The organism is Sphingomonas canadensis (genome assembly GCF_026013525.1).
Lineage (GTDB): Bacteria > Pseudomonadota > Alphaproteobacteria > Sphingomonadales > Sphingomonadaceae > Sphingomonas > Sphingomonas canadensis.
Genome location: NZ_JAPDRA010000004.1, coordinates 341,744 through 352,810, shown reverse-complemented (window position 1 = coordinate 352,810; position 11,067 = coordinate 341,744). Strand labels below are relative to the sequence as shown.

General features: G+C 69.2%; 11 protein-coding genes. 2 read left to right on the top strand and 9 right to left on the bottom strand.

What is annotated here, in order from left to right:
* Positions 1-191: 191 nt before the first annotated feature.
* From OM513_RS11390 to hisG, 8 genes are all read right to left on the bottom strand, one after another.
* Positions 192-1,091, bottom strand: a complete 900-nt coding sequence (locus OM513_RS11390) for a phytanoyl-CoA dioxygenase family protein (protein ID WP_264944378.1) — start codon at positions 1,089-1,091, stop codon at positions 192-194.
* Between the two features lie 23 nt (positions 1,092-1,114).
* Entirely contained in the window at positions 1,115-1,726 is a 612-nt protein-coding gene (locus tag OM513_RS11385) for an acyl-homoserine-lactone synthase (RefSeq protein WP_264944376.1), read from the bottom strand.
* Positions 1,727-1,947: 221 nt separating this feature from the next.
* Positions 1,948-2,703 (bottom strand): LuxR family transcriptional regulator, encoded by a 756-nt coding sequence (locus tag OM513_RS11380; RefSeq protein ID WP_264944375.1) that lies wholly within the window; start codon positions 2,701-2,703, stop codon positions 1,948-1,950.
* A gap of 428 nt (positions 2,704-3,131) precedes the next feature.
* Positions 3,132-5,315 carry a sodium-translocating pyrophosphatase gene (locus OM513_RS11375; RefSeq protein WP_264944374.1) on the bottom strand — a complete coding sequence of 728 codons (2,184 nt, stop codon included), beginning with the start codon at positions 5,313-5,315 and terminating at the stop codon, positions 3,132-3,134.
* Between the two features lie 122 nt (positions 5,316-5,437).
* Positions 5,438-6,268, bottom strand: a complete 831-nt coding sequence (thiL, locus tag OM513_RS11370; protein ID WP_264944402.1) for a thiamine-phosphate kinase — start codon at positions 6,266-6,268, stop codon at positions 5,438-5,440.
* 61 nt (positions 6,269-6,329) lie between these two features.
* Entirely contained in the window at positions 6,330-6,791 is a 462-nt protein-coding gene (gene nusB, locus OM513_RS11365) for a transcription antitermination factor NusB (RefSeq protein WP_264944372.1), read from the bottom strand.
* A gap of 18 nt (positions 6,792-6,809) precedes the next feature.
* Complete coding sequence (gene hisD / locus OM513_RS11360) at positions 6,810-8,099, bottom strand: histidinol dehydrogenase (protein WP_264944371.1); 1,290 nt, start codon at positions 8,097-8,099, stop codon at positions 6,810-6,812.
* Complete coding sequence (hisG, locus tag OM513_RS11355; protein WP_264944370.1) at positions 8,096-8,758, bottom strand: ATP phosphoribosyltransferase; 663 nt, start codon at positions 8,756-8,758, stop codon at positions 8,096-8,098. The genes hisD and hisG overlap by 4 nt, the downstream gene beginning before the upstream one ends.
* 65 nt (positions 8,759-8,823) lie before the next feature.
* On the opposite strand from hisG, the gene OM513_RS11350 reads away from it, so the two are divergent.
* Complete coding sequence (locus tag OM513_RS11350; protein WP_264944369.1) at positions 8,824-9,864, top strand: DUF2332 domain-containing protein; 1,041 nt, start codon at positions 8,824-8,826, stop codon at positions 9,862-9,864.
* Positions 9,865-9,881: 17 nt separating this feature from the next.
* On the opposite strand, the gene OM513_RS11345 is transcribed toward OM513_RS11350, so the two are convergent.
* Positions 9,882-10,556 (bottom strand): winged helix-turn-helix transcriptional regulator, encoded by a 675-nt coding sequence (locus tag OM513_RS11345; RefSeq protein WP_264944368.1) that lies wholly within the window; start codon positions 10,554-10,556, stop codon positions 9,882-9,884.
* 79 nt (positions 10,557-10,635) lie between these two features.
* On the opposite strand from OM513_RS11345, the gene OM513_RS11340 reads away from it, so the two are divergent.
* Positions 10,636-11,067 carry a VOC family protein gene (locus tag OM513_RS11340; protein ID WP_264944367.1) on the top strand — a complete coding sequence of 144 codons (432 nt, stop codon included), beginning with the start codon at positions 10,636-10,638 and terminating at the stop codon, positions 11,065-11,067.

Genomic DNA, 11,067 nt, shown 5'->3' with positions numbered 1-11,067 from the left:
GCGCACTTGCATGCCTCGCCAACGCGCATTCGATCCGATCAAATACAAGCTGCGAAACCAAATCGAGCGGACCATCGGCAAGCTCAAACAACTCCGGCGCATCGCAACCCGATACGACCGCATCCCGCAAAACTACCTCGCCAGCCTATGCTTGGCCGCCCTCAGCTTCTGGTGCTGAATGTCGATTCAACCTAGAGCGAGCGAGTGCAGCCATGTTCGGCATAATAACGACTAGCCTCCTCTTGATAATCGATGAGCGCGTCCACCGCCCCGGTGGCTTCGGTTTCCCCGTCGTGGAGCAGCGTCATCGGCGACCGTGCTTCGTAGTTGTTCAGATTTGGCGGTAGCTGACGATAGCCGATCAATTCGGCAAGCTCACGCGGAAACGTACGTGCGATCTCCGGCGGATAGGCGAGATACTGATTCTCATATTGCTTCAGCCACGAGAGCGAATAGGCGACGGCGATGCCGCGGCGCACCTCGTCGCTGTCGTTCGCGCCCTGGCCGTGCAGCGTGGAGCCCAGCCACACGATCGCGTCGCCCGGCCCCGCATCGGCGGTGACGATGCGATCGTCGCCCAGGAAGGTGCCGCGATCCTCCAGGTGACTGCCCCGCCACAGCCGCGTCGCGCCCGTTTCGCGGGTGAAGCGGGTGAAGGGCCAGATCACGTTGACCATATATTCCATCTGCCCCTTCGGCCCGGGCCACATGTCCTCGTCGCGGTGTGGCAACTGGGCCGGTGCGCCGGGGTGGACGGCGATCGCCTGGGTCAGGTTGAGCTGCACGCCGTCGCACCAGCGGCCCAGCATCTGCTCGGCGATGCCCAGGATCACCGGATGCTGCACGAGCGTGGCGGCATGGGGGGAGCGGAGCAGCGCCCGACCGAAGCGGATCGTGCGGTTGCCGAAGAACGCGCCCTGGCTGAACGGCGTCTGGGCGAAGGGCTCGGCCAGATCGGCGTCGAGCGCGGCGATCACCGCCGGATCGATCACCCCGCGCACCAGCGCGAAGCCGTCGCGGGCGATCGCCTCGCACCAGCCCGCCACCACGGGATCGGGGGCCGGTGCCTCGGGTTTGCCCAATGCGTACATGCTGTTCCTCCTTCCGGCGGCGCTCAGGCCGCCATGCGTGTGGCGAACTGCAGCCGGGCGTGCTCGTAACGGCCCGAACGCTGCAGAAGATGGGGGGTGTTGGCGTCGATCTCGATGATCAGCGCCGCGGAGGGGTGCTGCGCCTCCAGGTCGGGCAGGCCCAGCGGCCGGATGCGCCAGCCGGTGGCGAACAGGTTGCTCATCCGGCTGACGTGCGCCACCGCGGTATAGGCGCTGAGCCCGAACAGCAGCGCATATTCGGTCAGCGCCGTGGCCAGCAGCCGCCGCGCCTGCAGCCGCACCGGGCCGCGATGGCGCGGCGAGATGCAGAAGCGGGAAATCTCGCGGATGTCCGGCCCGCCGGGCACGTCGCCATGCACCAGATCGGGGAAGACCGATCCCAGCAGGTGCGGGCCATCGGTCCGCAGCAGGCGCAGCGAGGCGATATGGTCGTCGCCCTGGGCGAAGATCAGATATTCGGCGTCCGCCCCGTCGAACTGGTCGCGTTCGGACACCGCGTCATGCGGCACGTCCCAGCCCAGCAGGTCCACGAACACGCGCTTGCGATCGGCGAACATCGAGGCGATCAGGCCCGCCTGTTCGGGATGATCGAAACCCTGGACGGCGTGAAGCATCTCTTCCTCCCGTCGAATGCGACGGGCGCAAGATGCGATTCCGGGACGCGCGCCGCACCCCGCCAAAACGGGGGGGATTTTCGCGATTTCGGGCAAAGACGCTGCTGGATGCCGGCTCGGAAGGGGCGAAATGGTTGCGGTGCCGGTCGGCTCCCCCGCCCGGGTGTCCTATCGGCGGCCGGATGGGGGCGCGCGCCGGCACCGCTCCGGCGAAGACGTGCCTATTGCAGCGCCTCGCTGAGGCAGATGTGGCCTTCGTACAGCGCGCGCGTGACCAGTTGCGAGCGGCGGGTGACGCCCAGTGCCGCCTTGGCGTCGTCGATATAGCCGTTGACGGTGCTTTCCTTCAGGCCGAGCACCTGGGCGATCTCCCAATCGGTCTTGCCCTGGGCGACGAGCACCAGGCAGTCGTGCTGGCGCGGGGTGAGCCGCGCAGGCCCGGCGCGGCGGACGATGCCCACCTGGCGCGTCCATAGCTGGCGCGCGGCCTCATAGCCGAATCCGCCGATCAGATGCGCCATGCTGAGGTTGCGTTCGGGCAGCGCGACGTTGCCGGGCACCACGAAGCTGCACGATCCGGTCGCCTCGCCCGGGATGTTGGCGGGGACGGTGAAGCCGTTGGCCATGCCCGAACGGCGCCCGGCCTCCAGCACGCGGAGTTGCTTGGGGCTGAGCGGCAGCATCCGTGGAATCTCGTCCCAGCGAAAGCCCAGCGCGGTGCGCTGCGCCGCGCGAAGTACCGGATCGAACCGGTTGAACTGCTTTGAAAAGAAATACTCGATCCAGCCGGTCGGATAGTTGGAGATCGCCAGCGCGCTTTGGCTGTTCCAGTCCCAGCTATGAACATGCTGGAACAGCGAATAGTTGGCGAAACCCATTTCCCTGGTGATCGATTCCATCAACAGGCGAAGATCGTCGGCCGTGCTGATCGCACGCACCTTTCCGATGAAGCTGTTCACATCTTCGAGTTGGGACAATTTTCCGCCCCCTTTTGCGAACCCGGGCATAGACTAGGGCAGGTTGCGGGCCGCGATCAAGTGGCGATGTGCGCCGATTTGGTGCGGTTGCCGCTGGATCGCTTCGGCGGTGATGGCTTAGCGATGATTTGCGATAGTCGGCGATTTCAGACTTTCGCCGAAATGGATCAATAGCTATAACCGCGACAACCGAGCGAGAGTAATCCGTCGGGTCGCAAGCCAGGTTACTTCGGTAACCTGGCTTTTTTTACGCGGAATCCGCCATTTTGGCGAGACGGATCGTGCCGTGTGCAGTGCGATGGCCGGCGGCCAGCCGCATGATACCCGGCGTATCTGGAAAGTCAGGGCGTCCCGCCCCGGGAAAACGGCGGACCGTCCGGCGGCCACGGGCTGCGCGATGGCACGCCCATGGCCGCCGGAGCCGGCCGTCAGGCCCCTCCGCCCGCGAGCGCGGCGAGCAGCAGCAGCGCCACGATGTTGGTGATCTTGATCATCGGGTTCACCGCGGGACCCGCGGTGTCCTTGTAGGGATCGCCAACCGTGTCGCCGGTAACCGCGGCCTTATGGGCGTCGGAGCCCTTGCCGCCGTGGTTGCCGTCTTCGATGTACTTCTTCGCATTGTCCCATGCGCCGCCGCCCGAGGTCATCGAGATGGCGACGAACAGGCCCGACACGATCACGCCCAGCAGCAGCGCGCCCACCGCGGCGAAGCCCTGGGCGCGGCCATAGGCATCGGCGTCGGCGAAATCGATCAGGTCCGCCGGGGCGCCGAACGCGGCCACCCAGGAGATCACGAAGAACACCACCACCGGCGCCAGCACCGGCAGCAGCGAGGGGATGATCATCTCCTTGATCGCCGCCTTGGTCACGATGTCCACGGTGCGGGCATAGTCGGGCTTGCTGGTGCCCTCCATGATGCCCTTGTTCTTGGCGAACTGGTCGCGGACGTCCTCGACCACCGATCCCGCCGCGCGGCCCACCGCGGTCATGCCCATCGCACCGAACAGGTACGGCAGCAGCGCGCCGAGCAGCAGCCCGACGATGACATAGGGGTTGGACAGCGAGAAATCGACCGGCACGTCCGGGAAGAACTCCTTGAGGTCGGTCGTATAGGCGCCGAACAGCACCAGCGCCGCCAGCGCGGCCGAACCGATCGCATAGCCCTTGGTCACCGCCTTGGTGGTGTTGCCCACCGCGTCGAGCGCGTCGGTCTTGACGCGGACCTCGTCCTCCAGCCCCGCCATCTCGGCGATGCCGCCGGCGTTGTCGGTCACCGGGCCATAGGCGTCGAGCGCGACCACCATGCCCGCGAGCGCGAGCAGCGACGTGGCGGCGAAGGCCACACCGATGATGCCCGCGATCTGATAGGTCGCGATCACCGCGGCCACGATCACCAGCGTCGGCAGCGCGGTCGATTCCAGGCTGATCGCCAGGCCCTGGATCACGTTGGTGCCGTGGCCGGTCACCGATGCCTTGGCGATCGACTTGACCGGGCGATAGTTGGTGCCGGTGTAATATTCGGTGATCCACACCAGCAGCGCGGTGACGGCCAGGCCGATCATCATGCACCAGAACAGGTCCATGCCGGTGAAGCTGGGCGCTGCGCCGGCCAGATCGCCCAGCGGGCCTGCACCGTTGATCACGGCGTTCAGGTCGCCCAGCGTGTACTGGGTGGCGAAATAGATCAGCGGGATCGAGAGTACCGCGGTGGTCCAGAAGCCCTTGTAGAGCGCGCCCATGATCGACTGGCTGGCGCCCAGGCGGACGGCATAGGTGCCGGCGATCGAGGTGATGATGCACACGCCGCCGATGATCAGCGGCAGCGACATCAGCGCGAGCAGCGGCCCCGCTTCCAGCCCCGGCATCAGCAGCGCGACCGACACCATGGTGAGGCCGAGCGTGACGACATAGGTTTCGAACAGGTCGGCAGCCATGCCGGCGCAGTCGCCGACATTGTCGCCCACATTGTCGGCGATCACGGCCGGGTTGCGGGGGTCATCCTCCGGAATGCCCGCCTCGACCTTGCCGACCAGGTCGGCGCCGACGTCGGCGGCCTTGGTGAAGATGCCGCCGCCCAGGCGCGCGAAGATCGAGATCAGCGACGCGCCGAACGCCAGCGCGGTCAGCGCCTCGATCACCTTGCGCGAATTGGGGGCAAGCCCGCCCGGGCCGGTCAGCGCCCAGAACAGCACCGCGATCGACAGCAGGCCCAGGCCCGCCACCAGCATGCCGGTGATCGCGCCCGAACGGAACGCGAGCGTCAGCCCGCCCTGCAGCGATCCGCGCGCGGCCTCCGCGGTGCGGACGTTGGCGCGAACCGAGATGTGCATGCCCACGAAGCCCGCGGCGCCCGACAGCACGGCGCCGATCAGGAAGCCGACGGTCGAGAGCGTGCCGAGCGAGAAATAGAGAACGACGGCGACGATCACGCCGACGATTGCGATGGTACGATATTGGCGTCCGAGATACGCCTTTGCGCCTTCCTGAATCGCGGCGGCGATGCTCTGCATCTTCTCGTTGCCCGCCGGCGCCTTCAACACCTGCATACTGGTCAGAATGCCATAGAGAACGGCGATAACGCCGCACACGATGGCGATTTGCACAATCGTCATAGGTGAGCCTTCCCCTGTCTACCCGGGCCGCCCCCGGTTCTTGACGCCGGATCACGGATTTCGGTGCGTGACCTATAGAGAGCGCGTCACAGAGAGCGCAAGCGCCGTGAGGGGCGGACGGCTCAGCCGCCGTGCGTGTAGCCCAGGCTGGCGGGAAGCGGGCGGGGTGCCCCATGCAGGCTGAGCGTCAGGCCCCGGCCCGCCGCGAAGCCGCCGATGCGCGTGGCGGGAACGGCGGGCTCCACGCCCGGGGGCAGCGCGAACAGCAGCTCGTAATCGTCGCCCGCGGTAGCGGCCTGCTCCGCCGTGCCGGAATAGCCGGGGGGCAGCGGCACCGCGTCGAGCGCGATCGTGGCCGCCAGCCCGCTCGCCTCCGCCATCCGCGCGGCATCGAGCAGCAGGCCGTCGGAAACATCCATCATCGCATGGACTTGGCGGGCGAGCGCGACGCCCTCGGCCAGCCGGGGAAGGGGCCGGAGATAGCGTTCCAGAAAGGCCGGGGCGCCCGCCAGCCCGGCACCCGCGCCGCCGATCGCGCCGGTCACCCACAGCACGTCGCCGGCCCGCGCGCCGCCGCGTTCGGGCACGCGCGGCCCGGCGCGGCCGATCGCGGTGAGCGTCATCACGCGCGGCGCCCCGGCGGGCAGCGACACGGTATCGCCGCCCAGCAGCGGCATGCCATAGCGCTCCAGCGCCTCGCCCAGGCCGGTCAGAAAGGCGCGATCCCAGCCGCCGTCGCCGGTCAGCGCGTGGTTGAGCAGGCACCCGGCGGGCGCCGCGCCCTTGGCGGCGAGATCGGACAGGTTCACCGCGGCCAGCTTCCACCCCACCGATTCGGGGGGATCGGCGGGGCGATAATGGACGCCCTCGACGATGGTATCGCTGGTCAGCACCAGCCCGTCGAGCTGCGCCGCATCGTCGGCCAGCCCGCGCGCGCCGGGATGGAGCGGCATGCCGCGGAGCAGGGCGAGGAGCGCGGCCTCGTTCACCGCCGCCGCCGCTGCCGCGCCGCGATCATCCCCGCACCGATTTCGCCACCGCGTCGAGCACGCCGTTTACGAAGCCCTTCTCGCGCCGGCCGTAGAAGGCGTCGGTAACGTCCAGATATTCGCTGATCACCGCGCCCACCGGCACGTCCGCGCGCGCCAGCAGCTCATAGGTGCCCGCGCGCAGAATCTGGCGCATCGGCCGGTCGATCCGGTCCAGGCTCCATTCGGCGGTCAGCCGGGCGGCGACCAGCTCGTCGATCTCGGCGCGGCGGGCATCGACGCCGCGGACGATATCGTCGAAGAAATCGGCGTCGGCTTGGCTGTATTCCACGCCCTCGATCGTCGCGCCCAGCCGGTGCTGGTGGAATTCGTGGAGCAGCACGGGGATGGCGGTGTTCTCCATCTCGCGCTGGTAGAGCGCCTGCACGGCGGCGAGCCGCGCGGCGGCGCGGGCTTTGGAGCGGGACTTGGCGGTCGGGCTGGGCATCAGGATTCCAATATCAGATCAACGTTCGAGCCGGATCGCCACCGATCTGGCATGCGCGGGCAGCCCCTCCGCCTCCGCCAGCCGGACCGCGGCCGGGCCGACCGTGGCGAGCCCAGCGGCATCGAGCGCGAGGAAGCTGGTGCGCTTCATGAAATCGAGCACCGACAGGCCGGACGCGAAGCGCGCGCGGCGGCCGGTGGGCAGCACATGGTTCGGCCCCGCGACATAATCGCCCACCGCCTCCGGCGTATGGCGGCCCAGGAACACCGAACCGGCATGGCGCACCTGGCGGAACAGCGCCTCCGCATCGTCGCAGGCCAGCTCCAGATGCTCGGGCGCGAGGCGATCGACCAGCGGCAGCGCGTCGGCCAGCTTGCGCACGCGGATGATCGCGCCGTTGGCGTCCCAGCTCGCGCGCGCGGTCTCCGCGGTGGAGAGTGTCGCGATCTGGCGATCCACCGCGCCGGCGACGGCATCGGCGAAACCGGCGTCGTCGGTGAACAGGATCGACTGGCTGGTGGGATCATGCTCGGCCTGGCTCAGCAGGTCGGCGGCGATCCATTCGGGATCGTTCCTGCCGTCCGCCACCACCACGATCTCGCTCGGCCCCGCCACCATGTCGATGCCGACGACGCCGTAAAGCTGGCGCTTCGCCTCGGCCACCCAGGCGTTGCCGGGGCCGGTGATCACGTCCACCGGCGGGATGCTGGCGGTGCCATAGGCGAGCGCGGCGATCGCCTGCGCCCCGCCGACGCGCCAGATCTCGTCCACTCCGGCGATATGGGCGGCGGCCAGCACCAGCGGGTTGGTCTCGCCATCCGGGGTGGGCGTCACCATCACCAGCCGGCCCACGCCCGCCGCCTTGGCGGGGATGGCGTTCATCAACACCGAACTGGGATAGGCCGCGCGCCCGCCGGGGACATAGACGCCAGCCGCATCCACCGCGCGCCAGCGGCTGCCCAGCCGGATGCCGGCCGCGTCGATCGTCTCGCTGTCCTGCGGCTTCTGCTTCACATGGAAGGCGGCGATGCGTTCGGCCGCCAGCTCCAGCGCGGTGCGCAGGTCCGGGTCCAGCGCCTCCCAGGCGGCGGCGCAATCGGCGCGGTCGATCCGCCAGCCGGTGGCGTCCAGATCGTGGCGGTCGAAGCGGCGGGTGTAGTCGCGCACCGCGCTGTCGCCCTCCACGCGGACGCGGGCGACGATCGCCGCCACGTCGCGCGCGACATCCTCGTCCGCCTCGCGCCGGGCGTTGACGAGCCGGGTGAAGGCATAGCCGAACTCGCGCGTGGTGGCGTCCAGCCGGATCATGCCGCGTCCGCCCCGATCACCGCGCGGCGGAAGGCGTCTACCAGCGGCACCACCTCCGGCCGCGTCTTGAACGCGGCGCGATTGGCGATCAGCCGGCTGGTGACCTGCGCGATCACCTCCACCTCGACCAGCCCGTTCTCCTTCAGCGTGCGGCCGGACGAGACCAGGTCCACGATGCGCGGGGCCAGGCCCAGCACCGGGGCCAGCTCCATCGCGCCGTTCAGCTTGACGCATTCGGCCTGCACGCCGCGCGCCTCGAAATGGCGGCGGGTGGCGTTGGGATATTTGGTGGCGATGCGCACATGGCTCCAGCCGCGCGGATCGTCCTTCGCGGCCAGGTCCGCGGGCTCGGCCACCGACAGGCGGCAATGGCCGATGCCCAGGTCCACGGGCGCATAGAGCTCCGAATAATCGAACTCCGCCAGCACGTCCGATCCCACGATGCCGAGCTGCGCTGCGCCATGCGCGACGAAGGTCGCGACGTCGAACGCGCGCACCCGGATCAGGTCGATTCCCGGCCGGTTGGTGCGGAACCGCAGCGCGCGGCTCGATTCGTCGGAAAAGGCCGGCTCCGGCTCGATTCCCACGCGCGCCAGCAGCGGCAGGCATTCTTCGAGAATGCGCCCCTTGGGAACGGCGAGGATCAACGGCTCGGTCATCGGAGTGCGGCCCTTTACTTGCGGGGGCGGGCATGCGCAACACGCGCGCCATACGGAGGTGGACCATGGCGAACGAAGCAGCGATCCGCGAGGCGTTCCGCACCCAGGCGCATTTCTGCACGGTGATGGACGCGCCGGTGACCGCCGGGGTCTGTTCCGCGCTGGCCGATGCGCTCAACCGCGAGAGCCGCACGGGCGCCGCCGTGCTCGACTGGCCGGGCCATCCGATCGCCGACGCGCTGCCGCTGCGGCTGGTGGGCGGGCTGAACGCGCTGGCGCAGCGCGGGCATGCGGCGCTCGTGCGGGTGTTCTCGGGCAGGGAGCGTGATCCGGCGGCGGTGGGCGCGATCCTGGCCGATGCGCTGGCGAAGCATGACACGGCGATCCTGCCCTGGCTGGACGGCCCGCCGCAGACCAACGAGGCGGGCCGCGCGGGCGCGCTGATGACCGGGCTGCTGCATGTCGCCGCGCGCTTCGGCCAGCCGTTCGAGCTGCTGGAGATCGGATCGAGCGCGGGGATCAACCTGCTGATCGATCGCTTCGCCTTCGATCTGGGCGGCGTGCGCGCCGGGCCGCAGGATTCGCTGGTGCGGATCGCCCCCGAATGGCGCGGCAACCCGCCGCCCGATGCGGAGGTGCGCTTCGTGTCGGTGCGCGGGGTGGACGTCCAGCCGATCGACGTTGCCGATCGCGAGGCGGGGCGGCGGCTCGCCTCCTATGTCTGGGCTGAGGCGCATGAGCGGGTGGACCGGCTGGCGCGCGCGATCGCGATGATCCTGGAAAAGCCGGTGGCGCTGGAGGCGGGCGACGCGGCCGATTGGGTCGAGGCGCGGCTGGCCGAGCCGCAGGCGGAGGGCGTGACGCGCGTGCTCGTCCATTCGGTGGTGTGGCAGTATCTGGGCGACGCGCGGCGCGGGCGCATCGCCGCGGCGATGGCGAGAGCGGGCGCGGCGGCGAGCTTCGAGCACCCGCTCGCCTGGGTGCGGATGGAGCCGAACCGCGATCTGGCCCGGCATGAGGTGCTGGTGACGATGTGGCCCGGCGGCGGCGAGACGCGCATGGTGGCGCTCGCCCATGCGCACGGCGCCTGGATCGAGGGGCTGTAGGGGGCTGCCCGCCCGCGTCAGGCGATCTTGGGCGGTAGCGGGAACAGCGTGACGAAGCGTTCCGCCAGCGCGCGATCGCCCGCGATCCGCAGCACGCCTGCGGCCTCCGCATCGGCGAACGGACGGCCGCCATAGACCAGCGAGGCAAGCGTCACCGGATCGGTGTCGAACACCAGCGCGGCGTCCGCCGGTTCCTCGCGGCGGACCGTGATGCCGCGGTGCAGGTGCGCGCGGAACGCCTCCGGCCCGAAGCGGAAGCCGATCACTGCGTCCAGATCGCCCGCGCGTTCCACCGAGATCATCGTGCGGAACGACAGCATGATCGACGCGGCGGACAGCGGCAGCGTGGGATCGTGATCGGGCGAGCGCGTGGCCCAGCGGCCCAGCTCCTGGATGATCGTCTCCGCCTCATAGCCCCAGGGCGTCAGCTCATAGATCTGCGCCGATGCGGGCGGGGGCAGCTTGCGCCGCGTGAGGATTCGGCTCGCCTCCAGCCCTTCCAGCCGCTGTGTAAGCACATTGGCGCTGATCCCGGGCAGCCCGGCGCGCAGTTCATTGAACCGTCTTCCGCCGAACATAAGCTCGCGCACGATCAGCAGCGACCAGCGCTCGCCCACCAGCTCCAGGCCCAGCGCGGTGCCGCAGGCGTCGTCATACCAGCGTGTTCTGGTGCGGGCGGTAGTTTGGGTCACTTTTTATAACTATCCAGTTGTCTTTTGTAACTTAGTGCCGCATCAAGACCCCGGCAAGCGATTCGGGAGAGATCAGGCGATGCCGCAGATGGTGTTCATCAACCTGCCCGTGGCCGATGTGGCGCGCGCTACGCAATTCTACAAAGCCATCGGCTGTACCCAGGACACGCGGTTCAGCGGCCCGCACGCCTCGTCGATGCAGCTTTCGGACACGATCGTGTTCATGCTGCTGGCGCCGGACTTCTTCCAGGGCTTCACGCCCAGGAAGATCGCCGACGCGCGCGAGGTGACCGAGGTGCTGGTCGCGCTCAACCGCGAAAGCCGCGCGGCGGTGGACGCCATCGTCGCGGCGGCGGCCGCCGCCGGCGGCAGGGCCGATCCGCGTGCGCCGCAGGACATGGGCTTCATGTACAGCCGCGCGTTCGAGGACCCCGACGGCCATATCTTCGAGCCGTTCTTCATGGACGAGGCCGCGGCCGCCGCGGCGATGGCGCAGCCGGCCGGGGGCTGA